This window comes from Streptomyces sp. PL-29, assembly GCF_058344425.1.
Map to the genome: position 1 here is coordinate 6710752 of NZ_CP136996.1, position 26602 is coordinate 6737353.

Annotated in this window: 31 protein-coding genes; 19 read left to right on the forward strand and 12 right to left on the reverse strand. The window is 73.4% G+C overall.

Annotated elements, in window-relative coordinates; genetic code table 11:
- Window positions 1–67: 67 nt before the first annotated feature.
- The 5 genes from R4Z63_RS30540 to R4Z63_RS30560 all read right to left on the reverse strand — a co-directional run bounded on the left by R4Z63_RS30540 (window position 68) and on the right by R4Z63_RS30560 (window position 3271).
- A complete protein-coding gene (locus tag R4Z63_RS30540; RefSeq protein ID WP_030027260.1) occupies window positions 68–481 on the reverse strand; it encodes a VOC family protein in 414 nt (137 codons plus the stop codon).
- A gap of 10 nt (window positions 482–491) precedes the next feature.
- Window positions 492–965 carry a helix-turn-helix domain-containing protein gene (locus R4Z63_RS30545; protein ID WP_384456026.1) on the reverse strand — a complete coding sequence of 158 codons (474 nt, stop codon included), beginning with the start codon at window positions 963–965 and terminating at the stop codon, window positions 492–494.
- Window positions 966–1050: 85 nt separating this feature from the next.
- Window positions 1051–2145 carry a carboxylate-amine ligase gene (locus R4Z63_RS30550; RefSeq protein WP_384456029.1) on the reverse strand — a complete coding sequence of 365 codons (1095 nt, stop codon included), beginning with the start codon at window positions 2143–2145 and terminating at the stop codon, window positions 1051–1053.
- 138 nt (window positions 2146–2283) lie between these two features.
- Window positions 2284–2607 carry a plasmid stabilization protein gene (locus tag R4Z63_RS30555; RefSeq protein WP_384456032.1) on the reverse strand — a complete coding sequence of 108 codons (324 nt, stop codon included), beginning with the start codon at window positions 2605–2607 and terminating at the stop codon, window positions 2284–2286.
- Between the two features lie 244 nt (window positions 2608–2851).
- A complete protein-coding gene (locus R4Z63_RS30560; protein WP_384456035.1) occupies window positions 2852–3271 on the reverse strand; it encodes a DUF5133 domain-containing protein in 420 nt (139 codons plus the stop codon).
- A gap of 470 nt (window positions 3272–3741) precedes the next feature.
- Here R4Z63_RS30560 and R4Z63_RS30565 point away from each other — a divergent pair, with 470 nt between their 5' ends.
- The 8 genes from R4Z63_RS30565 to R4Z63_RS30600 all read left to right on the forward strand — a co-directional run bounded on the left by R4Z63_RS30565 (window position 3742) and on the right by R4Z63_RS30600 (window position 11292).
- Window positions 3742–4167, forward strand: coding sequence for a secondary thiamine-phosphate synthase enzyme YjbQ (locus R4Z63_RS30565; protein WP_037917121.1), 426 nt, complete (start codon window positions 3742–3744; stop codon window positions 4165–4167).
- Window positions 4168–4296: 129 nt separating this feature from the next.
- The gene (locus tag R4Z63_RS30570; RefSeq protein WP_384456038.1) at window positions 4297–4743 is read left to right on the forward strand and encodes a hypothetical protein; all 447 of its coding nucleotides are present in this window, start codon (window positions 4297–4299) and stop codon (window positions 4741–4743) included.
- 467 nt (window positions 4744–5210) lie between these two features.
- A complete protein-coding gene (locus tag R4Z63_RS30575) occupies window positions 5211–6095 on the forward strand; it encodes a YhjD/YihY/BrkB family envelope integrity protein (protein WP_384456041.1) in 885 nt (294 codons plus the stop codon).
- Between the two features lie 525 nt (window positions 6096–6620).
- On the forward strand, window positions 6621–8831 hold the full coding sequence (locus R4Z63_RS30580) for a winged helix-turn-helix domain-containing protein (RefSeq protein WP_491522615.1): 2211 nt from the start codon (window positions 6621–6623) through the stop codon (window positions 8829–8831).
- A 179-nt stretch (window positions 8832–9010) separates the two neighbouring features.
- On the forward strand, window positions 9011–9211 hold the full coding sequence (locus R4Z63_RS30585; RefSeq protein WP_037917131.1) for a DUF8691 family protein: 201 nt from the start codon (window positions 9011–9013) through the stop codon (window positions 9209–9211).
- Between the two features lie 124 nt (window positions 9212–9335).
- Complete coding sequence (locus R4Z63_RS30590; RefSeq protein ID WP_037917134.1) at window positions 9336–9794, forward strand: DUF7144 family membrane protein; 459 nt, start codon at window positions 9336–9338, stop codon at window positions 9792–9794.
- Between the two features lie 477 nt (window positions 9795–10271).
- On the forward strand, window positions 10272–10511 hold the full coding sequence (locus tag R4Z63_RS30595; protein WP_037917135.1) for a chaplin: 240 nt from the start codon (window positions 10272–10274) through the stop codon (window positions 10509–10511).
- A 133-nt stretch (window positions 10512–10644) separates the two neighbouring features.
- The gene (locus R4Z63_RS30600; protein WP_384456049.1) at window positions 10645–11292 is read left to right on the forward strand and encodes a hypothetical protein; all 648 of its coding nucleotides are present in this window, start codon (window positions 10645–10647) and stop codon (window positions 11290–11292) included.
- Window positions 11293–11319: 27 nt separating this feature from the next.
- Here R4Z63_RS30600 and R4Z63_RS30605 read toward each other — a convergent pair whose 3' ends face one another.
- The 3 genes from R4Z63_RS30605 to R4Z63_RS30615 all read right to left on the reverse strand — a co-directional run bounded on the left by R4Z63_RS30605 (window position 11320) and on the right by R4Z63_RS30615 (window position 14556).
- Window positions 11320–12813: a cellulose binding domain-containing protein gene (locus R4Z63_RS30605; RefSeq protein ID WP_384456052.1), complete on the reverse strand. Its 1494-nt coding sequence runs from the start codon at window positions 12811–12813 to the stop codon at window positions 11320–11322.
- Window positions 12814–13283: 470 nt separating this feature from the next.
- Window positions 13284–13655, reverse strand: a complete 372-nt coding sequence (locus R4Z63_RS30610; RefSeq protein ID WP_491522616.1) for a VOC family protein — start codon at window positions 13653–13655, stop codon at window positions 13284–13286.
- Between the two features lie 88 nt (window positions 13656–13743).
- Window positions 13744–14556 (reverse strand): LysR family transcriptional regulator substrate-binding protein, encoded by an 813-nt coding sequence (locus R4Z63_RS30615; protein ID WP_384456055.1) that lies wholly within the window; start codon window positions 14554–14556, stop codon window positions 13744–13746.
- 58 nt (window positions 14557–14614) lie between these two features.
- Between R4Z63_RS30615 and R4Z63_RS30620 the strand changes: the two genes are divergently transcribed.
- The gene (locus R4Z63_RS30620) at window positions 14615–15019 is read left to right on the forward strand and encodes a DUF5997 family protein (protein WP_172671262.1); all 405 of its coding nucleotides are present in this window, start codon (window positions 14615–14617) and stop codon (window positions 15017–15019) included.
- A 216-nt stretch (window positions 15020–15235) separates the two neighbouring features.
- On the opposite strand, the gene R4Z63_RS30625 is transcribed toward R4Z63_RS30620, so the two are convergent.
- The gene (locus R4Z63_RS30625; RefSeq protein ID WP_384455654.1) at window positions 15236–15811 is read right to left on the reverse strand and encodes a YdeI/OmpD-associated family protein; all 576 of its coding nucleotides are present in this window, start codon (window positions 15809–15811) and stop codon (window positions 15236–15238) included.
- Between the two features lie 44 nt (window positions 15812–15855).
- Complete coding sequence (locus R4Z63_RS30630; protein ID WP_384455657.1) at window positions 15856–16311, reverse strand: DoxX family protein; 456 nt, start codon at window positions 16309–16311, stop codon at window positions 15856–15858.
- Window positions 16312–16637: 326 nt separating this feature from the next.
- Here R4Z63_RS30630 and R4Z63_RS30635 point away from each other — a divergent pair, with 326 nt between their 5' ends.
- The 5 genes from R4Z63_RS30635 (at window position 16638) to R4Z63_RS30655 (ending at window position 21685) form a co-directional block, all read left to right on the forward strand.
- Window positions 16638–17588, forward strand: a complete 951-nt coding sequence (locus R4Z63_RS30635) for an SLAC1 family transporter (RefSeq protein ID WP_384455661.1) — start codon at window positions 16638–16640, stop codon at window positions 17586–17588.
- Window positions 17589–17658: 70 nt separating this feature from the next.
- Entirely contained in the window at window positions 17659–18093 is a 435-nt protein-coding gene (locus R4Z63_RS30640; RefSeq protein WP_037917151.1) for a VOC family protein, read from the forward strand.
- 142 nt (window positions 18094–18235) lie between these two features.
- Window positions 18236–18922 carry a Rossmann-fold NAD(P)-binding domain-containing protein gene (locus tag R4Z63_RS30645; protein WP_384455664.1) on the forward strand — a complete coding sequence of 229 codons (687 nt, stop codon included), beginning with the start codon at window positions 18236–18238 and terminating at the stop codon, window positions 18920–18922.
- 57 nt (window positions 18923–18979) lie between these two features.
- On the forward strand, window positions 18980–21268 hold the full coding sequence (locus tag R4Z63_RS30650; RefSeq protein ID WP_384455667.1) for a phosphatase domain-containing protein: 2289 nt from the start codon (window positions 18980–18982) through the stop codon (window positions 21266–21268).
- A gap of 9 nt (window positions 21269–21277) precedes the next feature.
- Window positions 21278–21685: an NYN domain-containing protein gene (locus R4Z63_RS30655; RefSeq protein WP_384455670.1), complete on the forward strand. Its 408-nt coding sequence runs from the start codon at window positions 21278–21280 to the stop codon at window positions 21683–21685.
- On the opposite strand, the gene R4Z63_RS30660 is transcribed toward R4Z63_RS30655, so the two are convergent.
- Window positions 21651–22115, reverse strand: coding sequence for a hypothetical protein (locus tag R4Z63_RS30660; protein WP_384455673.1), 465 nt, complete (start codon window positions 22113–22115; stop codon window positions 21651–21653). The genes R4Z63_RS30655 and R4Z63_RS30660 overlap by 35 nt on opposite strands.
- A 341-nt stretch (window positions 22116–22456) precedes the next feature.
- Between R4Z63_RS30660 and R4Z63_RS30665 the strand changes: the two genes are divergently transcribed.
- The 4 genes from R4Z63_RS30665 (at window position 22457) to R4Z63_RS30680 (ending at window position 24655) form a co-directional block, all read left to right on the forward strand.
- Window positions 22457–22831, forward strand: a complete 375-nt coding sequence (locus tag R4Z63_RS30665) for a YbjQ family protein (protein WP_037917157.1) — start codon at window positions 22457–22459, stop codon at window positions 22829–22831.
- 155 nt (window positions 22832–22986) lie between these two features.
- Window positions 22987–23442: an LPXTG cell wall anchor domain-containing protein gene (locus R4Z63_RS30670; protein ID WP_052030135.1), complete on the forward strand. Its 456-nt coding sequence runs from the start codon at window positions 22987–22989 to the stop codon at window positions 23440–23442.
- An 8-nt stretch (window positions 23443–23450) separates the two neighbouring features.
- A complete protein-coding gene (locus R4Z63_RS30675; protein WP_384455679.1) occupies window positions 23451–24134 on the forward strand; it encodes an RNA polymerase sigma factor in 684 nt (227 codons plus the stop codon).
- The gene (locus R4Z63_RS30680; RefSeq protein ID WP_384455682.1) at window positions 24131–24655 is read left to right on the forward strand and encodes a hypothetical protein; all 525 of its coding nucleotides are present in this window, start codon (window positions 24131–24133) and stop codon (window positions 24653–24655) included. The genes R4Z63_RS30675 and R4Z63_RS30680 overlap by 4 nt, the downstream gene beginning before the upstream one ends.
- Window positions 24656–24658: 3 nt before the next feature.
- Here R4Z63_RS30680 and R4Z63_RS30685 read toward each other — a convergent pair whose 3' ends face one another.
- Window positions 24659–25114 (reverse strand): MarR family winged helix-turn-helix transcriptional regulator, encoded by a 456-nt coding sequence (locus R4Z63_RS30685; RefSeq protein ID WP_037917159.1) that lies wholly within the window; start codon window positions 25112–25114, stop codon window positions 24659–24661.
- 220 nt (window positions 25115–25334) lie between these two features.
- On the opposite strand from R4Z63_RS30685, the gene R4Z63_RS30690 reads away from it, so the two are divergent.
- A complete protein-coding gene (locus R4Z63_RS30690) occupies window positions 25335–26564 on the forward strand; it encodes an MFS transporter (RefSeq protein ID WP_384455685.1) in 1230 nt (409 codons plus the stop codon).
- Window positions 26565–26602 lie beyond the last annotated feature (38 nt).

Consider the following 26602-nt stretch of genomic DNA (forward strand, 5'->3'; position numbering starts at 1 on the left):
GAGGGCCGCGGTCACGGTCACGCCGGATGGCGTGGACGTGACCGCGGCCCGTGAGGGGAAGGTGGTGCTACTGCTTGCGGGGCTGGTTGAAGCGGAGCATGTTGCCGGCCGGGTCGCGGAACGCGCAGTCACGGACTCCGTACGGCTGGTCGATGGGCTCCTGCATGACCTCCCCGCCGGCCGCCCGGATGCGCTCGAAGGTGGCGTCGACGTCGTCGGTGGAGAAGATCACGCCGCGCAGCATGCCCTTGGCCAGCAGCTCGGCCATCGCCTGCCGGTCCGCGGCGGGGGCGCCGGGGTCGGCGAGCGGCGGTTCGAGGACGATCTCGACGTCCTGCGAGGGCGACCCGACGGTCACCCAGCGCATCCCCTCGAACCCGACGTCGTTGCGCACCTCCAGGCCCAGGACGTCGCGGTAGAACGCGATCGCCTTGTCGTGGTCGTCCACCGCGATGAAGCACTGCGAGAGATTGATGTTCATGGCTTCGACGCTACGAGGCGCCCGCCGTTTTCGCTTCTCCATTTCTGACCGGATCCGCGACGGGTGCCGTGCCCTGGTCACCGGGCGGCCGCCCGCCCCTGACCGGTCGCGTCATGTACTTGGCGACGCACGCCGGAATGGCCTCGCCCGCCTCGTGCGCGCGAGCCCGATAGGCGCTGGGGCTCTCGCCGACGAGCTCGGTGAATCGCGAGCTGAACGATCCCAGCGAGGTGCTCCCGACGGCGAAGCAGACCTCCGTCACACTCATGTCGCCCCGCCGCAGCAGCGCCTTCGCGCGTTCGACGCGGCGGGTCATCAGATAGCTGTACGGGGTCTCCCCGAAAGCGGCGCGGAAGCTGCGGGAGAAGTGCCCGGGGGACATCAGGGCGACCTGCGCGAGCGCCGGAACATCCAGCGGCTCCGCGTAGTCGCGGTCGATCACGTCCCGGGCACGGCGCAGCCTCACCAGGTCCTCCAAGGTCATGCCCACCAGCATCGCACGACGCAAACGGTCGGCGGGGGCGTCCGCCCGGTCCGCTCGTCCCCCCGGTCCGCGCCTGCCACCCGGCTCAGCCGGACGGGGAGTCGCCCACGATCAGGTTCCTGAGGGCCGGCATGCCGCCCTCCCGCAGGGCGCGGCGCTGCCGGTCGGCCGGTGTCCCCTCCTGGAGGAGCCGGTGCACGAGCGACGCCACCTCGCGTTCGTCGCCGGACTCGGCGAGTGCCGGAGCGACGTGGGCCAGCAGGGAGGACAGCACGTCACCGCTGCTGCGGCAGCGACCCTTGGGATCGACCAGGGTGGAGTTCAGGCCGTGCCGGGCCGCGTGCCAGTTGGCGGCCTGCAGCAGTTCCGGACAGCACTGCGCGGGCGCGGCCCCGGCTTTCTCCTCGGCGAGGGCGACCGTGACCAGGGCGCGCACCAGACCGGCCAGCATGACCGCGTCGTCGGCCCGCAGCTGCACGTCCAGGCACCGCACCTCGACGGTCGGGAAACGGTCGGACAGCCGTGCCTGCCAGTACAGCTGACCCCGGTCGGCGATCACCCCGGAGGCGACCAGCGCGTCGATCCGCCGCTCGTAGTCGGCGTGCCCGTCGAAGTAGGGGGGCGGGCCGCTGACCGGCCAGCGGCCGAAGACGATCGTGCGCCAGCTGGCGAAGCCGGTGTCCTTGCCGTCCCACAGCGGAGAGTTCGCGGACATGGCCAGCAGGGTCGGCAGCCAAACCCGGATGCGGTTCAGCACTGCGACGCCGGTCGCCGGATCGGGCACCCCCACGTGCACGTGCATACCGTTGATCAGCTGCTCGTCCACCAGCTGCCGGGCCTGGCCCTCCATCCTGAGATACCTCGGTTTGCGGGTGACCGGCACCGCCGACGGGTCGCGCAGCGGTGCCGCGGCGGCCATGGCGACCCGGCAGCCGTGCTCCTCGGCGGCCGAGCCTACGGCGTGCCGCAGCCGCAGCAGGTGGCCGCCGACCTCCTCCAGCTCCGTGCAGACCGGCGTCGCCACCTCGACCTGTGCCTGGAGCAGCTCGTCCTGGATCTCGCCGTCCTCCGCGATCGGGCCCAGACCGGCCGCCCTGCGCACGTACTCGGCCCCGGGTACCGGCAGCACCGTCACCGGGTCCACCAGGAGGTATTCCTCTTCGACGCCGAATGTGATCACGCGGTGCGGTTACCCCGGGAGTGCCCTGATCATCCGCCGCCTGCGCCGACCGGCCTAGGCTGCCGCTCCGCTCAATGGTCGGCGCCGTCCGGCGCGGCGCGTGCTCGCCCACCGGACCGCTCCGTCCGCCCACCGCGCTCAGTGGCCCAGCTTCCGCTTGAGCTCCGCCTTGTCCATCGAGGAGCGGCCGTGGATGTTCCTGCGCCTGGCCTCCTCGTAGAGCTGGTCGTAGGTGGGGCCTCCGGCCCCCTTGTGGGAGCGCAATCCGCCGCGCCGGCCCGAGGAGATGTCCTCCAGCGAGGTCCTGCTCGCCGTCTTCGTCTCGCCGGCCCGGGCCCGCTCCTTGTTCACGGTCCGCGCGGCGATCTCCTCCGCCCTCTCGGGGCTCTCACCGCGCTCCTCGGCGCTGTCCTTGATGTGCTCGTACTGTCGTTCCCTCTTGGGGCTGGAACCGCGGGGCATGACGACTTCCTCACTGCCGTACGGACGCTCCGGTACGTCCAGCGCCTACCCCTGCCCGGGCGCCGCACACGGGCTCCGCCCCGCGCGGCCCGTCGACCGCCCGCGGCCTCTCCGCGGTCCTGGCGGAGCCGGCCGACCAGATCGACGTCGAGTGCATCGGACTCGCCTCCGCGCTCGACGACGGCACCGGAGCCCGGCCGGCCCCGCCGGGCTCCGGTGCCGGCCCGGTCGGCCGCCGGTCGGGTCAGTGCGCTGCGGCCAGGTGTCGTTCGGCCGCCAGCACGGCCTCGTGCACGGTCGAGCGGCCCATCAGCACACACAGGGTGTAGGCCATGTCGTCCATGGCGCCGCGGGCCACCGCGTCACCGGGGGCCCCGGCGAGCCGTTCCCGGGCCGCCCGGAACCGCGCCAGGGCGTCCTCGGTCCGGGTCCGGCTGGGCAGTAGCCCCACGCCGCGTTCGCCCTCCGCCCCCGGCCGGGCGCTCCGCAGGGCCTCGACCGCGCGCCGCAGTGCGCGATCCCACCGGGCGGGTACGGGGTCCCCGAGCGAGCCCGCGACCACCGCGGCCGCGAGGTCCGCCACCGGTACCCGCGCCCGCTCGGCTGCCGCCGCCAACGCGAACCGCGCCTCACGGGCCCCGCAGGGTGCCAGGGCCATCACCATGCCCGTCGCCCACTCCACCGTCGTCGCGCCACGGAGTACCGGTACATGCTCATCAGAAGACTGATGAATGCTTTGAGAGGTCACCGATCATCCTTTCAACCGAAGGCTGTGCGGACTGTGGAGGTAAGCATGGAAGGTATGCCCGCTCCAGTTGTCGTTCCACACCCACAGAACGCCCGCCGCACCGACGGCGTGCAGGTTCGCCCGCACGACCTTCACCACCCCGCCGCGGCCGCTCGATGCCGAAGCGCGCTTCCCCCGGCAGGCCGCGCCCAACGGGCGCGGCGAGGAGGTTGCACCCGCGCCCCGGACGTCCTGCGGCGCGCGAACGTCATGTCGGCGGTCCGCCGCTGTGTCCGGCCGACCCCGCGAACCGGAACCCCTGGCGGCCCAGTGACGGTCGATCACCTCCGCGCGGACAGCCGGCCGGGTTGCGCCGTCGCGCACGGGTGCGGCGGCAGGATGGCGCCATGGCCGACGCCTTCGTATCGCGCACCGTCGACGTGACGACCGGGAACCGGGAGACCGTCCACGACCTGACTTCCGCCTGCGCCGCCTTCCTTCAGGAGGTCGCGCGCGGGCGGAGTGGACTCCTCAACATCTTTACGCCGCACGCGACCGCCGGGCTCGCCGTCATCGAGACGGGAGCGGGCAGCGACGAAGACCTGCTGACCGCCCTGAAGTCCCTGCTGCCGGCCGACGATCGGTGGCGGCATCGCCACGGCTCTCCGGGCCACGGGCGTGACCACGTCATGCCCGCGTTCGTCCCGCCGCACGCGACGCTTCCGGTGATCGACGGAACGCTGGCAATCGGAACCTGGCAGTCCGTCACTCTGGTGGACACCAACCGGGACAACCCCCGCCGTCGGGTCCGGCTGTCCTTCCTGGCCGGATGACCGGGGCGCCGAGCGGGCGCAGGGGTGAAGACGTATCCATCATGACAGGTCAGAGCACGTTTTCGTAGGATCAAGAGCACAGTGGATTGCCCTTGTTCGGGCCCCTTCGCGGCTTTCAGAATCAGCGTCATGAATCACACGGCGCACATCAACCACGACGTGGTACTCCGGGCCCGAGTGGCCCTCCTCGGTTCCCAGACCCTGACCACCCGACAGGAGGTCGCCGCCTACCGGGTACTCGCCCAGGTGAGCCCGCTCGCCTATCTGCCCCAGCTGGCCCGGGCACTGTGCACCTACAGCCGGCAGGATTTCGCCGATCAGCCCGGCACGGCCCTCGCCCTGCGGGCCGAGGCGGTCGGGGCCGCCCGCCGGATGCACTCCCTGGAGGCCGGACGGGCGCAGCTGCTCATGGTCGTGCTCGAGGCCTACGGTCTGCAGCTGGCGGTCATGGGGCGTCAGGAGGAACTCACCGCGGTGCGGGAGGAGATAGTCCGGCTGGAGGCGGACGGGCAGGGGGAACTCGGCCCGCTGGAAAGGGAGATCGTCCGCCTGGACGGCGGTCACCAGGGTCCGTAGCGGGGGCGGCGGACGCGGAGGGCGGCGTCGGGCGCCCTTCCGCCCGGACCCGGACCGGTCCTCACCAGCGCCAGTGAGGTTCCGCCCGCCACCGCCCCCGACCGGCCTACCGTGGCCGGGTCGAAGCCGGACTCCGTTCCCGAGGGCGGTGGCGGGCCTCGGCCGACGCCCCGCGTCCCGGGAGCCCCGGCGCCCGCGCCGCGGCTCCCGCAGGCCGCCGGTGACACAGGGCGGGCCGTCGACCGCCGCGCGTGCCAGGCCCTGCGGTACGGCCGGACCGGCCGCCCGGGACGACGGCCGTACGTCCGCTCCGGGCCGGCCTCGGACCTCGGGCCGGAGCCACCGGGGCCGCGCTCCCCACCCGCGCGGGGGCCGCTCCCGACGTGCCGGACGTTCGGTGCGGCCGCATCCTTCTCGTGGAGGGCAACCGCAGCCGACAGGCGCCGTCCGGGGAAGGAGCCGTCACCGTGTCGGAACCGCGTGACAAGCCGCCCCGCTTCACCGTGCCGGCCTGGATGCGCACCTACACGCCGTTCCTCGGCCGGATCCTCGAACAGTTCGCGCGCGTCAACCTGCTGGACTGTGCGACCCGGCTGGCCGCGCAGGCTTTCCTCGGCGCGATCCCCGCCATCTTCGTCATCGGGGCCCTCGCACCCGACTGGATGCGCAAGCAGCTCGTCTCCACCATCAGCGGGACCCTGGGCCTCACGGGCCCGGCACTGGACCAGATCCGCTCGGTGGTGCAGAACAGCGGCGAGGACACGGCAGCCCTCGCGAGCACCGGGGTGGTGGGCGTCGTGGTCACACTGCTGTCCGCGACCGCCTGCAGCCGCGCTCTCCAGCGGACCTGCGAGCGCGCCTGGCACCTGCCGAAGGCGGGGGCCCGGCTGGCGGCCTGGCGCTGGCTGGCCTGGCTGCTGGTCTGGCTGACGGCGCTGCTGTTCCAGGGGCCCGTGCAGCAGGCGTTCGGCGCCGGCCGGGTCCTCGGCGCGGTGGTCTCCCTGATCAGCGGGATCCTGCTGTGGTGGTGGACCCAGCACCTCCTGCTCGGCGGGCGGGTGGCATGGCTTCCCCTGCTGCCCGGCGCGGTCTTGGTCGCGGTCGGGGCGGGCCTGATCAGCTGGGGCTCCCAGTTCTACATGCCCCGCGCCCTGAACCGGAGCCTCCAACAGTTCGGCGGCCTCGGCTTGGTCTTCGTCGTCCTGTCCTGGCTGATCATGTTCTTCGTCGTCGTCACCATGGGTGTCGCCGTGGGGTACGTACTGGCCCACGAGCACCTGCTGGCGCGTCGGCTGGGCACGGCCGACGACCCGCCGCAGCGCGCACCCGGCCCCGGGCCGGCCCAGCGGTGAGCCCGCCCGAGAGCCCGGCGGCGGGCCCGCACCTCACCCGTACCGGACGGCACGAGTGGTGATCACGACCGATCGCGGTTTCAGTGGAGGCTGTGGCCCGACCGCAGAGCGACCCGATGCTCACGGCCCGCTTCACCGCACCGGCCGTGCCCAAGACCCTCGTCCACCGACCCGAGCTGCTCAGCCGTCTGACGGCCGGGGTGCGGGGCCCGCTCACCCTGATCAACGGTCCGGCCGGCTCGGGCAAGACGGTGCTCACCGCGCACTGGGCGGCCGGCGGCCGGGCGCCGCGGCCCCCTCTGTGGCTGACCGTCGAACCCGACGACGCCCCCGGCGTCTTCTGGGCGTACGTCATGGAGGCCCTCCACCGGGGCGGGGTCGAGCTGCCCGCCGCCGTGGGCAGGCCGACCCGCGCCGAAGGGGTGACCCAGTCCTTCCTGGTGCGTCTGGCGGCGGCTCTGGCCGATTCCGCGCAGCCCGCCGTACTCGTGCTCGACCAGTTCGACACGGCCCGCCCGCCCCGCCATGACGGAGGGACTGGACTTCGTGCTTCGGCACGCCGCCGGAGGCCTGCGCGTCGTCCTCACCAGCCGGACGGACTCCCTGCTGCCACTGCACCGCTACCGGGCGGCGGGCGAGATCGCGGAGATTCGCCAGGCCGACCTCAGGTTCACCGACGCGGACGCCGAGGCCCTACTGGCCGAGCACCGGCTGGACCTCTCGCAGGCCGGGATCCGGCTGCTGATGGAACGGACCGAGGGATGGGCCGCGGGGGTGCGGCTGTGCGCCCTCGCGATGCAGCGCAGCCCCGACCCGGAAGCCTTCGTTCGCCAGTTCGCGGCCGACCGCACCACGATCGCCGACTACCTGCTCAAAGAGGTGCTCGACGCGCAGCCGCCGGCCACCCGGGACCTCCTGCTGCGCGTCAGCATCACGGACCGGGTCCACCCCGACCTCGCGGACGCGCTGACCGGCCGTGACGACGCCGCCCTCACCCTCGCCCGGCTGGCCCGCGACAACGCCTTCCTGGAACAGGTCGACGCATCCGCCTGGTACCGGCTGCACCCTCTCTTCGCCGAGGTCCTGCGCGCACACCTGCGTCAGCGCCACCCGGGGCTGGAGCAGCAGCTGCACGGGCGGGCGGCGCGCTGGCTCGCCGGGACCGGCCGGCTCGACGAGGCCGTGGTCCAGGCAGCGGCCGCCGGCGACTGGTCGTTCGCCGCGGGGCGGCTCGTCGACGACCTGGCGATCGGCCGGCTGTTCACCGGCCTGCGGGCGGAGCGGCTGAACCGGGCGTTCGCGCCCCTGCCCGCGGACGCGGCGGGCGCGGCGCCCGCCCTGGTCGGGGCGGCCCTCCGGCTGGTGGTACAGGACCTCCCCGGCTACCGGGATGCGGTGCGCCGCGCGGACACCCACCTCGGCCCCGGCTCCGGCGCCGCCGCCAGGTTCAGCCGGGCCCTCCTCGGGACGCTCGCCGGGCGCGCGACCGGGGACCTGGCGGCCACCGAGCGGGCGGCGGCCGACGCCGAGCGGCTCCTCGGCGAGCTGCCGGCCCCGCTGGTCGCCGCGCACCCCGAGATCCGTGCCCTGCTCCTCGCGGCACTCGGCGCGGTCAGGCTCGGCGCCGGACGGCTCGACTCGGCGCGCGCTGCCCTCGCGGCTGCCGCCGAGGCCTGCGCGGAGCCGGCCGCCGAGCCGGTAGGGGATCCCGGCACCCGGTATCCGCTCTGCGACGCGCTCGGCTCGCTGGCCCTCGCCGAGCTGATGCGGGGCCGGCTGCGGCGGGCCGCCGAGCACGCGCGTGCCGCCCTCGCCGTCGCCGAGCAGTCGGCGCTCCCGCCCGAGCGCCGCTCCGGCACCGGTCACCTCGTCCGGGCAGGCGTCGCCGTGGAGCACGACGACCTGCCGGCCGCCCGAATCCACCTGGACCTGGCGACCACGGCCGCGGCCGCCGGCCTCCGCCCCGATAGCACGGCAGCGGTCCAGGCCGCCGTCATCGGAGCCAGGATCGCCGCCGCCGGGGGCGACGGCGAGGCCGCTCTCGCCATCCTCGCCCGACTGCGCTCGACGGGGGCCGCGGAGCCGTTGTCCGCGTGGGCGGCGGACGCGCTGGCCGTGGCCGGATCGGCAGCCCACCTGGCATGCGGTGACGCCGTGGCGGCCCTGCGGGTGCTCGACGCCGCACCCTCCGCGCGGCCCGAGCACGTGCTGGCCCGTGCCCGCGCCCTCCTGGCGGTCGGCCGCGCCGGGGCCGCCGCGCGAGAGCTCGCGGGCCTGCCCGCCGGCGACGGCGTCGCGCCGCCGGTGCGGGTGGCGGCGTACCTGCTCGGAGCAGAGATCGCCGCCGCGGACGGCCACGCCGTGGAGGCCCGCCGGAAGCTGGCCGAAGCCGTGGACCTCTCCCGGCCGGAGGGACTGCGCCGGCCGTTCGCCGAGAGCGGCCCCTGGGTTCGCCGACACCTGCGAGAAGGCTCCCGTCCGGCCCCGGGCCGCGTCCGCCCGGCCGACCCGGCGACCGGGCCCGGCACGCCGTCGCCCGTGGTGGAGGCGCTTAGCGCACGGGAGACCGAGGTGCTGCGCCAGGCCGCACGGATGCTGTCCACCGAGGAGATCGCTGCCGAGCTGTATGTGTCGGCCAACACCGTCAAGACTCACCTCAAGAGCATCTACCGCAAGCTCTGCGTCACCCGCCGCAGCGACGCCGTCCACCGAGCCCAGGACCTCGGGCTGCTCTAGGGGGAAGCGCCTCGCCCGTACCGGGCGATGCCGGGCTGCGGGAGCCGGGCCGACGATGGCAGGGCAGAACTCCGCGAAACCCGGCAGCACACGGCAGAGCCAGGCAGAAATGAGGCAGGAACCAGGCAGGCCGAGTCACGGCACCTGACGTCTTCCTCCGGAGAGAAGTGAGTGCTCTCATGCGCTACGCGTTCCACATCTCGGGCGTCGTGCCGGACACGCTCGCCGCGAGCTTCCCCGAGCTCGACCGGATCCCGGTCCGGGAGCAGACGCTCCTCCTCGGCACCGTTGCGGACGAGGCGCACCTGTACGGGCTCCTCACCCGCTTCCAAGCCATGGGCCTGCGGGTTCTCGAAATGCGCCAGGTACCCGCCGCCTGACGCCGCGCCCGCTCCACGACCCGGAAGGGAGGACCACCCGCTTCGGGTGATCACGAGAAACCGTCGGCCGGACGACACTGTGGGGTGTGTCCGGCGCGGTACCGCCAACTGTGAGGTGAGTTCGATGGGCCAGTCGACACCGACCGGGGGAAATTGGAACACCGGCCCCGCGCCGGGCACCACACCGCTGTCCAGCGGAGGCGACGGAACCGGAGGGGCGGTCGGTACGTTCCTGGCCGCGGTCCTCCTGGTCGTGACCGGATGCCTCGCGATCTTCCAGGGCATCGCGGCCATCGCCGAGGACGACGTGTACGCGCGTCTGGGCAGCTATGTCTTCGCATTCGACCTGACGTCGTGGGGCTGGATCCACCTCATCGTCGGGATCATCGTCGTGCTGACCGGAGTGGGCCTGTTCCTCGGCTCCAACGTGGCCAGGGGCGCAGGCATCGTGCTCGCCGGACTCAGCATCATCGCCAACTTCCTGTGGCTGCCGTACCAGCCGTGGTGGTCGATCATCATCATCGCGATCGACGTGTTCATCATCTGGTCCCTGTGCACGAGTTGGTCGCAAAAGCCCGTGTGACATGGGTGGTCGGGCGTGCACCCGGTCCGGTTCGACACGGGCCGGGTGCCGCCCTGCGCAAGGGCGAGGCCGCTCCCGCGCGGCGGCCCCCGGTGCACCCGGCGGAGGATCGGCCGGGTGCCGGCGCCGGGCCCTGCCCCGGCGTCGTGGCAGATCGACCCGGGCTGCTCCGCCGCCCGCCGGTTCCGTGAAGTCGCTGCCCTGGAAGCCCGGTTCGTTTCTTCGAGGCTGGCTGGGGCTTTCCGCGTCGTGCTGCAGGAATCCGAACTGGTGTGTTCGAACAGAGAATTCGAGCCCGGCTCTGCCGTGGGCCGTCACCCTGGATACCACCAAACGGAGGTCGTGCGGGCACCTCTTCGAGGGAACGGGGCCGTCCGGGCTTCGGGCGGTGACGGTCTGCTGCCGAAGAAGGAGGGGCGGCCCCCCTCGGGGCCGTGCGGTGCTCCGGCACCGTCCTGCACGACAAGGAGATTCCACGTGTCGCGTGTTTGGAAGAGTGCGGGCCTCGCCCTGGTGATGGGCCTGGCGGTCATCGGCGGTGCGTCCTCGGCCTCGGCGGACTCCGTCGCGGAGGGTTACGCGGTCGGCTCGCCGGGCGTCCTCTCGGGCAACGTCGTCCAGATCCCGATCCACATTCCGATCAACGTGTGCGGAAACAGCATCAACCTGATCGGCGCCCTCAACCCGGCCGCCGGTAACACCTGCATCAACGCCTGACGGCCGAAGCACCGGGCCCGTCCCGGCCGGACCTCCGGTCGGGACGGGCCTTCGTCCGTGCCGGGGCGGACCCTCGTGAGGCGTCGCGCCGATGCCGTGCGAGGCTTGTCCAAGACCCTGGAGGAGACCAAGCATGCACACGCCGAGCCGGCCCGAAGACCTCGATCACCCACAGCAGTTGTGGACCAGGGCCGCGATCATGGCGATGGTCGACGTCGCCTCCTCCACCGGCACGGAGTTCGCCCTCGACGAGGACGGCCTGTGGTGCCACTCCACCGGAGCCGACGGCTGGTGGCGGCTGAGCGTGTTCGACGAAGACCGCGCGGTGTTCTGCGGTCAGGACCCCGACGGCAGCACCACCCACATCGGCGGCGAGCAGATCGACTTCCTGGCGGGTGGGCCGGACTGGCTGCCCTGGGAGCTCCTGCGGGACGACGCCGACGGCAACATGTTCGGCTTCGTCTACTGGTGGGAGAACGGAGCCTGGCATCGCATCCCGTACCCGCGGGAGCTGCACGAGGACGGGCTGGAGGGAGCCGCGCCCTGGGCCGGCTCACACGAGGAGTTCCTCGGCCTCACGGCTTCCTCCTTCGACGCCCCCTCCGTGCACGAGCGGGCCCTCGCCGACGCCGTCGACCGGTTCGCGGCGCTCGTACGCGAGGGCAGGGCCGACGCCGAGGCGGCGACGGCCCTGCTCACCGCGCCCGGCACCGAAGGCCGCCCCGCCCCGCGCGTCGACATGGCGCTCGACTTTGCCACCCGGGCGGGCATCCTGGTCTGATCCGGCCGAAGCCGACCGGGCCGTGCGCTACTTGAGGGCGGCGAAGGCCCTGGTGAAGGCCAAGGGCTGCTGGAGGATCGAACTGCACGTGGCGTCCGCGTGGCTGACGGCTCCGGCCGCGCACTGCTTGTCCCGCGTGGAGGACCACATGGCCAGCCTGCCGACTCCCTTCGACGCCGCGAACTCCACGAGCTCTGTCGCGTCCGAGACCGTGAAGACCTCGCTGGCCACGTCGTTGACGCCGATCATCGGCGTGACGGCCAGGGCCTTCCACGCCGCCGCCTCGGAGAGTCCGAGCACGCCCTTGATCTGGGCCTGGGTGGCGGTCGCGGCCTGGATCGCGTACTGCCCCATGTCCCCGCTGTACGCGGGGCCGTAGTCCATCGCCATGATGTTGACGGCGTCGACGCGGACGCCGTTCTTGCGGGCGTCGGCCAGCAGCGCCACCCCCGGCTGGGTCAGGCCCTCGGGCATCACGGGCAGCGTGAAGGCCACGTCCAGACCCGGGTGGGCCTTCTGGAGCTTGGCTATGGCCTGAGCGCGGCGCGCGTTGGCAGCGGTGTCGGGCAGGGCCGCGCCCTCGATGTCGAAGTCGACCTTGGTGAGGCGGTACTGGTCGACGACCTTCCCGTAGGCGGCGGCGAGGTCGTCCACCGTGGCGCAGTTCAGGGCGAGTTCGTGTCCGGCAGCCCCACCGAAGGACACCCGCACGTCACCGCCCTGGGCGCGCAGCGCACCGATCTGCGCGGCGACCTGGTCGTTCGCGAGTTCGGTGACGCCGCCCCACAGCGGTGCGCAGCCGCCGCCGGAGGTGATGAAGGCCAGGTGGAACTCCTTCACGCCGGTCTTGGCCGCCGTGTCGAGCAGGTCGTACGCGGGATAGAGCGAGGTGTCCACGTACGGCGCGAAGCGCGCGCCGCCGACCGGTGCCGGGGTGGTCGCCGTGGGGGAGGGCGACGCGGTGCGGGTCGGCCGGGCGGAGGTCGCCGAAGCGGTCGGGGCGGTGGTCGGGGCCGCAGTCGGAGCCGCGGTGGCGGTCGGCCGGGTGGTGGGTCGCCCGCTCGGCTGGGCGGTGGCGCTCTGGTCGACGGAGCACTTCACTCCGTCGATACGGCAGCCCGTCGGGTCGCCCGGGGCTCCGGGGCCGCTCGCGACGAATCCGACGGTGACGGAGGCGCCGGCTGCCAGCTCCCCGTTCCAGCCTGCCGGCTTCACGGTGACGCGCTGCCCGGCCACGGTGTGGGTGCCGTTCCAGAGCGAGTCGATCTTCGTGCCCGTCGGGAGGTCGAACTCCAGCGTCCAGCCCGACCGGGGCTGCCCGGTGCTGTTGGTGATGACGTACTGCCCGGTGTAACCGCCGCTCCAGGAACTGGACTTCGTGTAGACGGCCCCGACGGACCCGGCGTGTGCGGTCCCGGTGAGCGCGAAGGCCGCACCGCCGATCACCGCCGCTGCCACGATCGCGCCCGTGACCCTCGCCGTACGACTCGTCCTGCGCCGGTGACCGAGTGTGCTGCCCATCGCGTGCCTGCCTTTGTGCTACTGGGGAGTTGGGGTTGCGGCAGCACGCTAGCCGCCCCGAAACGGACATTCGTTCGCTTCGGGGCGGTCTCGATGAGCCTTAGGTTCCGCTTAAGGAAGGGGAAAGCGGGGGATCAGGAAGGGCCGTTGTCTGCGTGGCTCTGCCCGCGTCACCGGCCGCAGCCCGCCGACGGGATCTTCGGTTGCACGGATGCCGGCCCCGGCCGGGTGAGCCTTCGGCCGCCTTCCGCCCGAGCGGGCGCGCCGGAGCCGCCCGTGCGGGACCGCCGTTTCCACGCAAGGTCGTGGACTCCATCGCGGGCACAGCCGTCGGAGCAGGGGACCGCCCGGTCGACGACGTCGTCATCGAGCCGATCCGCATCAGTGAGGAACGGCACGGCGGCGAGGCCTCGCAGTCCCCTCCGCAGGGCCTCACGCCCCGTCCGTCTCTCGCAGACGGGGTGGGGGAGTCAGCCGTGGGTCGCGTCGATCACGCAGAAGCGGTTGCCCTCGGGGTCCGCCAGGACCACGAAGTCAGGGTTCTCGGGGTAGGAGTCCCACTCCACGTGCCGGGCTCCCAGCGACACCAGCCGTGCCACCTCCGCCGCCTGTTCGGCCGCGTCCGCCGCGTACAGGTCGAGGTGGACGCGGGGGCGCCGCTGGACCGGCGTGATGCTGCGGCCGAGGGCCAGTGCGGGTCCGGCGCCGTCGGCCAGTTCCAGGACGGTCCAGCCGTCGTCCACCGCGCCGTCACGTGGTACGTAGCCCAGCGCCCCGGACCAGAATGCGGCGGCCCGCCGCACGTCCTCGGCGCCCATGACGATCGTCCCGATGGTCAGCATGATCCGATTCTGGCAAATCCTTGCCGGTGACGGTTCTTCGAGGACCATTCCACGGTCCCCGCCGTCCGGGATGCCGGGGGCCGGAGCCCTAGGGGCGCCGCCGGGGCTTGCCGCCCTTGCCTCCCTTGGCCCCGCCGGAGCCACCGCGCGCGTTCTTCCCGGCCGCCTTGCCCGAAGCGGGCTTGCCGGACCCGGCCCCGGACCCGCGCCGGGGTCCGCTGCCGACGGCCTTGCCCGTGCCCCGCTCGGGCCGCTTGCCCTTGGCCTTGGGCTGCTGAGCCGCCTGCTGCCGGCCCCGCGTGCTGTTCACCGTCCGTCCGCGGACGATCCCGATGAACTCCTCCACCAGGTCGGGGGTGGGCTCCGCCTGTGGCCACGACAGCGCCACCCGTGACGTGGGTGCGTCCGAGACCGGCCGGTAGGTGAGGTCCCTGCGGTGGTGCAGGCGGGCCAGGGACTGGGGCACGACGAGCACGCCCACACCCGCCGCCACCAGCTCGACCGCGTCCGCCGTCGTGGCGGGCCGCTCGATCGCGGGCTGGCCGGGAAGCTTCTCCCAGTCCAGGGTGTCGTCGAGCGGCTGCCACACGACCTCGTCGGCGAGGTCCTCGGTGGTGACCTCCTCGGCCGCCGCCACGAGGTGGTCCTTGGGGACGACGACCACCGTGGTCTCGGTGTAGAGGGGGATCGCGCTGAGGTCGGTGCGGTCGACCGGGAGGCGGACGAAGCCCGCGTCGGCGTCACCGGCGCGCAGGACGCCGAACACCTCGGCGGAGGAGACCTGCGCGAGGGTCAGGGGTACGTCGGGCAGCCGCTCGTTCCAGATCCGCACCCACTTGGCAGGGGTCACGCCGGGGACATAAGCGAGCCGGAACGCTGGGGGTGTTTCCGAGCCTGTCACCCCGCAAGGTTACCGGGCGTGGTCGGAAGCCGTGCACATGCTCGATACCCTTGACCTCATGACGTCGCACCAGAACACCCAGACGATGAAGCCCGCGACCGCGGCGAAGAAGCTGGGCGTGTACCTCCAGGCCACCCCCGCAGAGTTCCAGGAGGGTGTCGTCTCGCGCAGTGAACTGAGCGCGCTCCAGGCCGACCCGCCCCAGTGGCTCCAGGAGCTGCGCCGCAACGGTCCGCACCCCCGCCCGGTCGTCGCCTCCAAGCTGGGCGTCTCCATCGCCGGCCTCGCCCGCGGCGGAGTGACCGAGCCCCTCACCACGGAGCAGATCGAAGCGCTGAAGCAGGAGTCCCCCGAGTGGCTCCTGCGGGAGCGCGCCACCCAGGCAGAGGTCCGCAAGGAAGCGGTGCGGATCAAGGAGCGGAACGCGGAGCGGGCGGAGCAGGCGCGCCACCAGGATTCCTGACCCGCCGAGGGCCGACTTCCCGGGCCCCCGGGCCCCCGGGCCCCCGGGCCCCCGGGCCCCCGGGCCCCCGGGCCCCCGGGCCCCCGGGCCCCCGGGCCCCCGGGCCCCCGGGCCCCCGGGCCCCCGGGCCCGGCCTCCCCGTGAGCGGTGGGGTCGGGCCCGATGCCTTCTCCGGGGGCAGGGAGAGCCTGGCCGCCGCCCCGACATCTCACCGCCTCATTGCGGAGGGTCACCGGCCAGCAGGCGCACGGCCCGGTCGAGCCGGGCCTTCCTGGTCTCCGGCGTGAGGGCCTGGAGCAGCGGCAGGGCGACCAGGTAGCGACCGGTCCGGTCCAGTGCGTCGAAGGCCGCGCGGGCCTCGGGACGCGCCGCGAGTGCCGCTTCGAGGTCCTCCGGCACCCCCGCGGTGCGTTGTGGGGCGTAGGCGCCGACCCAGCGACCGTCCGCCTGTGCCCTGCGCACCTCGTCGAGCCCCGGTTCCCGCATCCGGCCCGTGGCGGTCAGCGCCGCGACCTTGTCGACGTTCACCTGCGACCACAGGCTCCTGGGCCGGCGCGGCACGTATTTCTGCAGGTAGTGCGTGTCGTCGAGAGAGCGTCGCTGCCCGGAGATCCAGCCGTAGCAGAGCCCTACGTCGACGAGCTCGTCATCGGTGACCGACGGGATCCCGGACTTCTTCTTCGCGAGCTTGACCCACACCCCTTCCTGGCGTGTGTAGTGCTCGGCAAGCCAGCTTTCGAACGCTTCGGCGTCCGCGAAGCCGACGATCTCCACCCCGTTGAGTTCGTCCATGTGCGACAGGCTATCGGCCGTTGATCTGCGGACGAATCCATTCTTCAGGCGGCCACGGTTTCCGGTCGGGTGTCGTCGCGGTGCCTTGAAGAGGCGGTCGTTCGCGACGCGAACAGGGAGCCCAGCGCGAGGGCGCCGGGTCCGGTGAAGACAAGGAGCAGAAAGGCCCAGCAGAACATCGCGGAGGCCTCGCCGCCGTTCTGCAGCGGCCAGAGCGCACCGGGCTGATGCACCGTGAAGTACGCGTACGCCATGGAGCCGGAGGCGGCGAACGCGGCCGCGCGGGTGCCCAGGCCCAGCAGGACCAGGGCACCGGCGACCAGCTGGATGACTGCCGCGTACCAGCCCGGCCAGGTGCCCGCCGCGACGGTGCCGCCGCCATGGGCGCCGCCGAGCACGCCGAAGAGGGAAGCGGCGCCGTGCGAGGCGAAGAGCAGGCCCGTGACGATCCGGAACAGGCCGATGGCGTAGGGCTGGGCGTGGTCGAGACGTGCGTTCATGGGGGGAGGCTCCTTCGGTTGGGGACGGATCCCGAAGTCGTGCCGAACGTGCTCGAGCGAGCCATAGGTTAGGTAGACCTAACAGGCCTGGCAAGCGCAAGTTCCGGCCACCTCGATGGCGGCGCGGGCGCCGTCGAGGGGACCCTTCGGCCGTCCGCATCGCCCCCGTGGCGGACCGCTTTCTCTCCCGCTCCGTCCAGGGCCCGGGACGGCCGCGTCCCGTCACGTGCACCCTGCACACGTACCCTGGGATTGCCGCGCGGGGGCGGGCCGCCAGTCGGCCCCGCCCGCTGGCGGCCTGCTGAACCGTGCGGTCCGCTGGAAGCGTGAGCATCCTTCCGGGCCCGGGCTGGTGGACCGGCCTTCCGCCGGCGGCGGGGGCCGCCGTCATGGCCACGGGCATCATCTCCGTCGGGCTGTACATGACGGGACACGAGGCGGCGTCGCTGGTCGCACTCGTCGTCGCGGTCGCCCTGTGGCTCGTCCTCGGCTTCGACTTCACGGCCCGGCTCGTGGGCGATCGCGGGCGGTTCCGCGCCGAGGCCGACACCCCGGCCGCCCTGACGGCCGTGGCCGCGACCACCGTCATCGGCACCCGGATCTCCCTCCTCGGCCGGCAGACCGCGGCCGCGGCACTGCTCGCGCTGGCGGCGGTGCTCTGGCCGGGACTGCTGGTCAACGTCGTACGCCACTGGCACCGCCGCATGCCCGGAGGCGCCTTCCTCGGCTGCGTGGCGACGCAGGGGCTCGCCCTCCTGGCAGCCGTGCTCGCCGCCGCGTGCCACCAGGACTGGCTGGCCCGGGCCGCGCTGGCCGCCTTCTGCCTCGGGCTGCTGCTCTACGCGGCTGCTCTCCTCAGGTTCGACCTGGGCGAGGTGGCGGGCGGCGCGGGCGACCACTGGGTGGCGGGCGGGGCGCTCTCCCTCTCCGCCCTGGCCGGCTCCAAGCTCACCGCGTCTCCCGTGTGGACGGCCGCGGCGCACACGGCCCTGCGCGGCGTCACGCTCGTGACGCTCGCGCTGTCCCTCGTCTGGTACGCGGTCCTGCTCACCGCCGAACTGCGCCACCCCCGGACGCGCGGCGACATCCGGCGCTGGGCCACCGTCTTCCCCCTCGGAATGACGGCCACGGCGTGCCTGTCCGTCGCGGAGCCGGCCGGCATCGCCTGGCTCGTTCCGGTGGGGGAGTTTCTGCTCTGGATCGCCGTGGCCGCCTGGCTGGCCATCGTCGGCGTGCTCGTCTCCTCGCGGCTCGCCGCCCCCCGCCCGCCGCAATGAGCGCGCCGCCCGCCGTGGTCACGGCGGTCCTCCTGTGGCGCGGCCCGCGCCCGGTCAGTAGGGTCCCGGCATGGCGTACACGTTCCAGGTGACCATCGACTCGCCCGATCCGCACCCCCTCGCCGACTGGTGGGCCGACGCCCTCGGTTGGGAAGTGGAGCCCAGCGACGAGCAGTTCATCCGCGGCCTGATCGCCGCGGGGCACGCGACCGAGGACGACACCACCACCCACCGCGGCACGCTCGTCTGGAAGGCGGGAGCGGCGATCCGCCACCCCGGGGGGCTGGAAGGCGCCCCGCGCGTCCTCTTCCAGCTCGTACCGGAGGCCAAGACCGTCAAGAACCGGATGCACTTCGACGTCCGCACCGGTGACGAGGACCCGAAGGTACTGGTCGAGCGCCTCGTCGCCAAGGGGGCGAAGTTCCTCCACGAGGGCCGCCAGGGCCCCAGTACGTGGACGACCCTCGCCGACCCCCAGGGCAACGAGCTCTGCGTCTCCCACTGAGCCCCGGCGATCCCGGGCATCAGGTCCGCCCGTCCGCCGATCCGCGCACCAGCCGGTCCCGACCATCCCGCCCGTCCCGGCGGGACCGGCCCGCCTCCCCGCCCCCGCGCGCCGCCGACCGCCGACGCCTACGCTTCCTGAGGTGAACGTCATCCTCTTCGGCGCGACTGGGATGCTCGGCCGGGCCGTCCTGCGCGAGTGCCTGCGTGACGACTCCGTCGACAGCGTCCTGTCCGTCGGTCGCTCCCCGCTCGGCGTCACCCACCCCAAACTGCGCGAGCGGGTGCAGGACGACCCGTCCGACCTGTCCGCCGACGGAGTCGACCCGGCCGCCCTCGACGCCTGCTTCTTCTGCCTGGGCGTCTCCTCCGTCGGCATGAAGGAGGAGGACTACCGGCGCGTCACCCACGACCTGACGCTCGCGGTCGCCCGGCCGCTCGCCGCAGCCAACCCCGGTATGACCTTCGCGTACGTCTCCGGGGAGGGCACGGACAGCACCGGCCGGGGCCGCTCCATGTGGGCCCGCGTCAAGGGCAGGACCGAGAACGACCTGCTGGAACTCCCCTTCCGCGCCTACATGTTCCGCCCCGGCATCGTCCGGCCGGCGCGCGGCGCCAGGCCCCGGACCCGGCTCCACCGTGTCCTCCACGCCGTCACCGCACCGCTGGTACCGCTGCTGCAGCGGTTCGCACCGGACCTCGTCATCACCTCCGAGGCCTTCGGCCGGGCCATGATCGCCGTCGCCACTCCCGGCACCGAGGTGCCCGGCCACATCTTGCGGCCCGCGGACATCAACCGCCTTGGAGCCGCCCCGACCAGGCATAATTGAGTACCGGGCATCACCTCCCGCAGGCGAGAATGAGCCGTCTCAAACCGGGAGGACCCCATGAGCCAGGAGAGCCTGACTCTGCATGACCTGCTGCCCGCCCAGGCGCTGGCACACTCGATCGACGCCGGGTACGTGACCCGCAAATCGCACCCAGAGCTGCCGCTGTCCATCTACACGTACACGCGGACGGCCCAGTACGAGGGCGTCTGGAACGAGGTCACCACGCGCTGCCGCGGCCTGGTCGCCGACGACGAGACCGGTGCGATCGTCGCGCTGCCGCTGCCGAAGTTCTTCAACGTCGGAGAACACGCGTCGGGCCGGCCGTACGCCCCGGCCCTGCCCGACGAGCCGTTCGAGGTGTACGACAAGGTCGACGGCAGCCTCGCGATCGTCTTCCACTACGCGGGCAGCTGGCGCGTCGCCTCCAAGGCGTCCTTCACCAGTGCCCAGGCCACCTGGGCACAGCGCCGGCTCGACGGCGCGGACACCTCGGCCCTCAAGCCGGGCACCACCTATCTCGCGGAGATCCTGTACCCGCAGAACCGCATCGTCGTGGACTACGGCGACCGCCGCGACCTCGTCCTCCTTGCGGCCTTCACCGTCGGCGGCACCGAGGTGCCGCTCGCCGAGGCCGCCACCCAGTGGACCGGGATCGGCTCCGTCGTCACGGTGTGGCCCGCCATGCCGCTCGACGAGCTGCTCGCGCTGACCGAGTCCAACACCCTGCCGGGCGGCTCATCCGCCACCGGCATGGACGCCGAGGGCTTCGTGCTGCGCTTCGCCTCGGGCGTGCGCGCCAAGGCCAAGCTGTCCGAGTACGTACGGCTGCACAGGGTGCTCACCGGCGTGACCGCGCGGGACATCTGGCGCGGCCACGGCATCCAGCGCTTCGCCGACCTGCCCGCCCAGCAGCTCGCACAAGGCCTGAACTGCACCGTCTCCGACATCGAGGCGTCCGGCGGCAAGCCCCTCGATGCTCTGCTGGCGCAGGTGCCCGACGAGTTCGACCACTGGGTGCGCGAGGTCATCGCCGGCCTGGAGGAGGCCGCCGCCCGCCACGAGCGGGCGATCGACGAGGCCTACGCGGGCCTCGTGCACCTGGCCTCCGACCGGGGAGCCTTCGCCCGGGCCGTGGCGCAGCTGCCCGACCGCGCCGTTCGGCCCGCGATGTTCATGCGGCTCGACGGCCGGTCGACCGAGCTCACGACCTGGCGCCGGGTCCGGCCGGAGGCCGTCGACCCGTACGTCACCGACGAGGAGGACAGGAGCGTGTCCGACGAGGACAACCGGACCGCGCCCGCTCCCGCGCGGACGTCGGCCGGGGCCGGCCGCGTGTCCCGGGCTGCGCCAGGGATCCCGGGGCAGGCTGCGGACCTGCCCCACCGGCCCGCCGAGGGGGAGTCACCCGTTCCCGTCGTCCACGTCATGACGGGTCTGCCCGCCTCGGGCAAGACGACGGCCGCACGCGCCCTGCAGGCCGAGTCCGGCGGCCGCATGCGCCGGGTCAACCTCGACGACCTGCGGGCCATGCTCGACCTGCCGGATCCTGGGCGCGGCCGCGGCCGCGGCTTCGCCCACGAGCAGACGGTCCTGGCGATCCAGGACGCGGCCGTCCGCGCGGCCGTCGACGACGGGTTCGACGTGGTCGTCGACAACACCCACCTGACCAAGCACATCCCGAAGCGGCTGAAGGCGGCCGTCGGCGGCCGCGCGACCTTCGTCGTGCACGATTTCACCGACGTGTCGCTGGAGGAGTGCCTGCGTCGGGACGCCGCCCGCGAGCGCCAGGTCGGTGAGGAGATCATCCGAGTGCTGGCCGAGAAGCACCGCAACGTCCGCCGGGGCGGCTGGCGCCTGACGAGCGAGTGGATGAACGCCGGCTCGGGGGAGGTGGCCGCGCTGCCCGTGACGCCCTACGTCGCCGACCCTGCACTGCCGGCGGCGGTGATGTGCGACATCGACGGCACGCTCGCACTGACCGGCGACCGGGGGCCGTACGACTTCACGCGCTGCGAGCTCGACCTGCTCAACGAGCCGGTCCGGCAGGCGCTGGACGCCTTCCGGCGCGCCGACGGCGACACGGTGGTGCTGCTGTCGGGGCGCAGCGAGGAGTACCGGGCCCAGACCGAGTCCTGGCTGCGCCGGCACGAGGTGCCCTACGACGAGCTGTGGATGCGCGCGGCCGGCGACACGCGCCGCGACGACGTGGTCAAGGCGGAGCTGTTCGACGCGCACGTGCGCCACCGCTACGCGGTGCGGGTCTCCCTCGACGACCGCGACCGGGTCGTCGCCGTCTGGCGCCGCATGGGCCTGCCCACCTGGCAGGTCAACTACGGCGACTTCTGAAGTCCGGGTGTGCGCACCGTGCTGACCGTGCTGATCGTCGATGCCGCGAACGTGGTCGGCTCGGTGCCGGACGGCTGGTGGCGCGACCGGCGCGGCGCGACCGAGCGGCTGCGCGACCGGCTGGCCGCCCGGGACGAGGGCGAGGAGATCGTCCTCGTCGTCGAGGGTGCCGCCGGCGGCGTAGCGTCCGTGCCCGGCGTACGGGTCGAGACGGCGCCCGGCAGCGCGGACGACCGGATCGTGGAACTGGTCGCGGCCCGGGCGGTCGACGGCCGCCCGGTGGTCGTGGTCACGGCCGACCGCGAACTGCGGGAACGCGTCGGGGCGTACGGTGCGCGGTGCGTGGGACCGCGTGCCGTACGCCCGCTGGACTCGCCGGGGGTCAGCGGCAGTACCGCACCTCGGAGAGGTTCTTGACGTAGCGGGCGGAGACCCAGTGCTCCTTCTCGTAGGCCTTCGCGCGGTCGGGGTCCTGACGGTCCTGGCGGTCCTCACGGCCGGACCCGTTCTCCCAGTCCTCCCGCTCGACGTGCAGGCGGTACCAGATGCGGTTCCCGTCGACCTTCTCGCCGTACTTCTTGCACTCGATCTCGACCCGGCTGTTCGGCTGCACGTGGCCGATCGCCCGCGACTCGGTGGTCGGCCTGCTGCGGACCTTCAGCGGCCCCCTGGAGACGACCTTCCCGTACGCGTACCTCTCGTACGGGTACCCGCCCGGCTGCGCGTACGGGGGGACCTCGCCGACGATGATCTCCCGCGGGCCCTCGTCCGCGACGGCGGCGCCCACTCCGACCAGACCGAGAACCAGGCTTCCGGTGGCGAGAGCGAGGATGGTTCTGGTGGGCATCAGCATGAGCCGACTCCTCTGTGAAGACGTCCGACCGGCCGCGTGGTGCGGCGCGGGATGGCAGCAGGCGGCTGCCAGGGACGACTATGACGAGGACGGGCCCTGCGGCTCCGGTGCCCCACCGGCTTGTAACCCGATATGCCCAATGTGTCCACCAGGGGGCCGCCCTGGGGAGTACCGGGCACCGCGGTGCGGATGCACGGCCCCGGCCGCATGAGCGGACTCGCCCTTTCCGGCCGCGTCAGGCCCGTCGTCGCCCGCGGGCCGGGGCTCGCCGCCCCCGTGCCCCGATCACGGGCTGCCCGGATGCGGCGGCGGGCGGGCGGCGCAAGAGTGGACGCATGGGTATCGACGACTACGGCGGTGGAGCCGGCGCGCACGAGACCGGCGTCCTCGTCGTGACGACCAATGACGTCCCCGGATACCGGGTCGAGCGGGTCATCGGCGAGGTCTTCGGCCTCACGGTGCGCTCCCGCCACCTGGGCAGCCAGATCGGCGCCGGACTGAAGTCGATGATCGGTGGCGAGCTGAAGGGCCTGACCAAGACCCTGGTCCAGACCCGGAACCAGGCCATGGACCGGCTCGTCGAGCAGGCGAAGGCGCGCGGCGCCAACGCCGTGCTGATGATGCGCTTCGACGTCACCGACGCCGCCGACGTAGGGACCGAGGTCTGCGCCTACGGGACGGCCGTCGTGCTCGTCCCCGCCTCCACCTGACCTTCTCCAGCAGGTGGTCGCTCCGGAGACGGAGCTGCACGACGGACGAAAGTATTTCCGCGGTGGCGGCAACCTCCTGGAGGGTCGCGCGTCGTGCGGGGTGAAGGGGCGCAGTCCGCGCCCCTTCACCCCGGAACCGACCGTGGAGACCCACCGTGAAGAACCTCAAGCGTGTCCCCCTGGCCGTGCGCCGCACGGCCGTCGCCGCAGCCGCCGCGGGGGCGGCCGTCGTCCTGGCCGGACCGGCGTACGGCGCGAGCGCCGGCCCGGCCGCGCCCTCCCCGTCGGTCAGCGTCCCGGCCGACGCCTCGCCCGGAGAGGTCGCCCCCAGGCCCGTCCCCTCGGTCAGCTCCCCCTCGATCACCGGCCGCGGCGCGAGCAGTGCTTCCCCCGGAGCCGCCCCCGGCGCTTCTCCGAGCAGCGCGGGCGGCGACTCCGGCCCCGGTGCCTCTCCCTCGTCGCCCGCCGCGTCACCCGAGGCGGGCACGAGGGCCGAGCTCGCGCATACTGGCTCCTCGGCGACGACCGTCGCGATGGGGGCGGGAGCGGCCGGTCTGGTCCTTGCGGGCGCCGGAGCCCTCTACGCCGTGCGGCGCCGCGCGAACAGCTGAGGAATCCCGTGCTCCACCTCGCACCACCCGTCGGCCCCCTCGCGCCCGGTTTCGGCCGGGCGTGGCGGGGCCTGTGGTCGTTGCTGCGCCACGAGCGCGCCACCACCCCGCGGATCTTCGCCGGGCCGCACGCTCCGGCGTACGGTTCCGCGTACGGCCCGTCCCACGCCCACGCCCACGACCACACCGGCGACGGGGACCCGGGACCGCCCACGGTCACCGAGCTCTACCACGCGCACCGGCTGGGCATGGTCCGGCTGGCGGTGCTGCTCGTCGACGACCTGGCCACCGCCGAGGACGTGGTACAGGACGCCTTCACCGCCCTGTACCGCCGTCACGGTGAACAGGTGGCCGAGGTCGACAACGCCCTCGGCTACCTGCGCACCGCGGTCGTCAACACCGCGCGCTCCGTCCTGCGGCGCAGGCGCACCGCACGGGCCTGGACCCCGCCTCCGGCGGCCGACCTGCCGTCCGCCGAGGACCATGTGGTGCTGGACGAAGCACACCGCGAAGTGCTCGCGGCGCTGGCCCGGCTCACGCCCCGGCGCCGACAGGTCCTCGTGCTGCGGTACTGGGCCGACCTCAGCGAGGCGGAGATCGCGACCACCCTGGGGATCAGCCGGGGAGCGGTGAAGTCCAGCGCGAGCCGCGGCCTGGACGCGCTGGAACGGAACCTGGAGGGACGGATATGACGCCCGACGGCGAACACCTCGGCCCGCATCAGGGCGAGCGCCCGGTGGAGCGCCGGCTGCGCCAGGCGCTGTCCGCGCGTGCGGACGGCGTCGATGCCCGCCGCCTGCGCACCGCGAGCCCGCCGGGAGCGCGCGCCGGACGACGGCCGGCGGAGCGGCTGCGGCGGTTCGCCGTGCCGCTCGCGGCTCTCACGGCGGCCGCGGCCGCGGTCGCCGGTGTCGGGTACCTGCTGTTCGTCCCGGACGCCGAGCCCGGTCCGCAGCTGCCCGCGACCCCGCCGCGCCTGACGACTCCGGGCCCGTCCTCCGGCGGACCGCCGTCGCCCTCGCCGAGCAGACCGGGCCGGCCCTCGGGCGGGGACGCGTCGGCGGCACCGTCCGGCGTCCCGACGCCCGACCGGTCGCTCGGCCCGACGGTACGGGCCTCCCCGGGGCCGTCCGGGGCGGTGCCGCCGTCGCGCGGCGCGTCTCCGGCGCCGGGCGCGGCCGCCACCTCGTCCCCGCCCGTTCCGCGCCGGTAGGCCCTACGGCCTGCGGGGGTTCTCCACGGCCGCCACCAGGGGCGCCAGCTCCGGATGGCCAGCGGCTTCGTCGAGGGCTTCGCGCAGGGCGGCGTCGTTCGTGGGGCGGGCGGCGGCCAGCAGGGCCAGGCCGGATCCGCTGACGTCGGTGTAGATGCCGCGCCGGTCGGTGTCGCAGATGTAGCGGTTCAGCAGGCCGCGGTCCTCCAGCCTGCTGACCAGCCGGGTCGTCGCGCTCTGGCTGAGCACCACCGAGTCGGCGACCTGGTGCATCCGCAGGTGCCCGCCCGGTCCGTCGTGCTGGCGGCTGAGGACGTCGAGCAGCGAATACTCGCGCACGCTGAGTCCGTGGCCGGCCTGGAGGGCGCGCTCGATGTGCGCCTCGATCCGGCCGTGCAGGAGCGAGAGGGCGCACCAGCCCTGGGAGAGGGCGGTCGGCGTGCTGTCCGTGGCCGTCATGGGCTCCTCCATCGAAGCGTCGGGGCGTGCGGGGCGCGCGGGGCGCGCGGGGCGAGCGTGCGGGCCGCGTGCCCCCAGGATATGCCATCTGCGCAATAGCCCGCGCTTGCATATATCCCGCGTCTGCAATTAATGTGTGCGCATGTAAGCGTCGGAAGCATCCCTGCGCGCAGGTCGCGTCCGCACCCGGCACCACCACCTCCCTGAAGGGCACCTCCCCATGCCTCTCGCGCTCCTCGCCCTCGCCGTCGGGGCCTTCGGGATCGGCACCACCGAATTCGTCATCATGGGCCTGCTCCCCGAGGTCGCTGCGGACTACGGCGTCTCGATCCCCACGGCCGGCTTCCTGGTCACCGGTTACGCCCTCGGCGTCGTCCTCGGTGCCCCCCTCATGACCGTGCTCGGCACCCGCATCCCCCGCAAGCGCATGCTGATGCTGCTCATGGGCCTCTTCGTCGTGGGCAACGTGCTCTCCGCACTCGCCCCCGCCTTCGGGGCCATGCTCACCGGCCGCGTGATCGCGTCGCTCGCCCACGGCGCCTTCTTCGGCATCGGCGCGGTCGTCGCCGCCGAGCTCGTCGCCCCGGCGAAGAAGGCCGGCGCGATCGCCATGATGTTCACCGGTCTGACCGTGGCCAACGTGGTCGGAGTTCCCCTCGGCACCCTCGTCGGGCAGACCCTCGGCTGGCGTGTCACCTTCCTGATCGTCGCCGCGCTCGGCGTCGCCGGACTGCTCGGCATCGCCCGCCTCGTGCCGGAGCTGCCCCGGCCCGGGGGCGAGGTGCGCATCCGCAGCGAACTCGCCGCCTTCCGCAACGTCCAGGTGCTGCTCGCGATGGCCATGACGGTCCTCGGCTTCGGCGGCGTCTTCGCGGCGATCACCTACATCACGCCGATGATGACGGGCGTCGCCGGGTTCGCGGACTCCTCCGTCACCTGGCTCCTGGTCCTCTTCGGCCTCGGCATGGTCGTCGGCAACCTCGTCGGCGGCCGCTACGCCGACCGCGCGCTCATGCCCCTGCTCTACGCGACCCTGGCCGCCCTCGCCGTTACCCTCGCCGTCTTCACCCTGACCGCCCACAGCAAGACCGGAGCCGCCATCACCCTCGCGCTGATCGGCGCCCTCGGTTTCGCGACCGTGCCCCCACTGCAGAAGCGCGTCCTCGACCAGGCCGCCGCCGCCCCCACCCTCGCCTCCGCCGTCAACATCGGTGCCTTCAACCTCGGCAACGCCCTCGCCGCCTGGCTCGGCGGGCTCGTCATCGCCGCCGGCCTCGGCTGGACCGCCCCGAACTGGGTCGGTGCCGCGCTCGCCGCCTCGGCCCTGCTGCTCGCCCTGGTCTCGGGCGCGCTGGAACGCCGTACGGCCGCGCGCACCGCTCCCGCCAGCCGGGTGGTGGCCGCCGCCGAAAGCCGCGCGACGATCGCCGCCGATCCCGCCCGGCAGTGACGGCCGCCCCTGGCCGAAGGCGTGCCCCGCGGGTGTCA

Bases quoted from the DNA above. Each gene is read 5' to 3' on its own strand.
- R4Z63_RS30560 (WP_384456035.1), bottom strand. From the start codon at position 3,271: ATGGTGATGGCCCTGGCACCCTGCGGGGCCCGTGAGGCGCGGTTCGCG.
- R4Z63_RS30640 (WP_037917151.1), top strand. From the start codon at position 17,659: ATGGCGTACACGTTCCAGGTGACCATCGACTCGCCCGATCCGCACCCC.
- R4Z63_RS30690 (WP_384455685.1), top strand. From the start codon at position 25,335: ATGCCTCTCGCGCTCCTCGCCCTCGCCGTCGGGGCCTTCGGGATCGGC.
- R4Z63_RS30630 (WP_384455657.1), bottom strand. From the start codon at position 16,311: ATGAACGCACGTCTCGACCACGCCCAGCCCTACGCCATCGGCCTGTTC.
- R4Z63_RS30620 (WP_172671262.1), top strand. From the start codon at position 14,615: ATGACGTCGCACCAGAACACCCAGACGATGAAGCCCGCGACCGCGGCG.
- R4Z63_RS30570 (WP_384456038.1), top strand. From the start codon at position 4,297: ATGAATCACACGGCGCACATCAACCACGACGTGGTACTCCGGGCCCGA.
- R4Z63_RS30600 (WP_384456049.1), top strand. From the start codon at position 10,645: ATGCACACGCCGAGCCGGCCCGAAGACCTCGATCACCCACAGCAGTTG.
- R4Z63_RS30590 (WP_037917134.1), top strand. From the start codon at position 9,336: ATGGGCCAGTCGACACCGACCGGGGGAAATTGGAACACCGGCCCCGCG.
- R4Z63_RS30605 (WP_384456052.1), bottom strand. From the start codon at position 12,813: ATGGGCAGCACACTCGGTCACCGGCGCAGGACGAGTCGTACGGCGAGG.
- R4Z63_RS30555 (WP_384456032.1), bottom strand. From the start codon at position 2,607: ATGCCCCGCGGTTCCAGCCCCAAGAGGGAACGACAGTACGAGCACATC.
- R4Z63_RS30650 (WP_384455667.1), top strand. From the start codon at position 18,980: ATGAGCCAGGAGAGCCTGACTCTGCATGACCTGCTGCCCGCCCAGGCG.
- R4Z63_RS30610 (WP_491522616.1), bottom strand. From the start codon at position 13,655: ATGCTGACCATCGGGACGATCGTCATGGGCGCCGAGGACGTGCGGCGG.
- R4Z63_RS30685 (WP_037917159.1), bottom strand. From the start codon at position 25,114: ATGACGGCCACGGACAGCACGCCGACCGCCCTCTCCCAGGGCTGGTGC.
- R4Z63_RS30545 (WP_384456026.1), bottom strand. From the start codon at position 965: ATGACCTTGGAGGACCTGGTGAGGCTGCGCCGTGCCCGGGACGTGATC.
- R4Z63_RS30585 (WP_037917131.1), top strand. From the start codon at position 9,011: ATGCGCTACGCGTTCCACATCTCGGGCGTCGTGCCGGACACGCTCGCC.
- R4Z63_RS30680 (WP_384455682.1), top strand. From the start codon at position 24,131: ATGACGCCCGACGGCGAACACCTCGGCCCGCATCAGGGCGAGCGCCCG.
- R4Z63_RS30565 (WP_037917121.1), top strand. From the start codon at position 3,742: ATGGCCGACGCCTTCGTATCGCGCACCGTCGACGTGACGACCGGGAAC.
- R4Z63_RS30665 (WP_037917157.1), top strand. From the start codon at position 22,457: ATGGGTATCGACGACTACGGCGGTGGAGCCGGCGCGCACGAGACCGGC.
- R4Z63_RS30660 (WP_384455673.1), bottom strand. From the start codon at position 22,115: ATGCCCACCAGAACCATCCTCGCTCTCGCCACCGGAAGCCTGGTTCTC.
- R4Z63_RS30580 (WP_491522615.1), top strand. From the start codon at position 6,621: ATGACGGAGGGACTGGACTTCGTGCTTCGGCACGCCGCCGGAGGCCTG.
- R4Z63_RS30540 (WP_030027260.1), bottom strand. From the start codon at position 481: ATGAACATCAATCTCTCGCAGTGCTTCATCGCGGTGGACGACCACGAC.
- R4Z63_RS30625 (WP_384455654.1), bottom strand. From the start codon at position 15,811: ATGGACGAACTCAACGGGGTGGAGATCGTCGGCTTCGCGGACGCCGAA.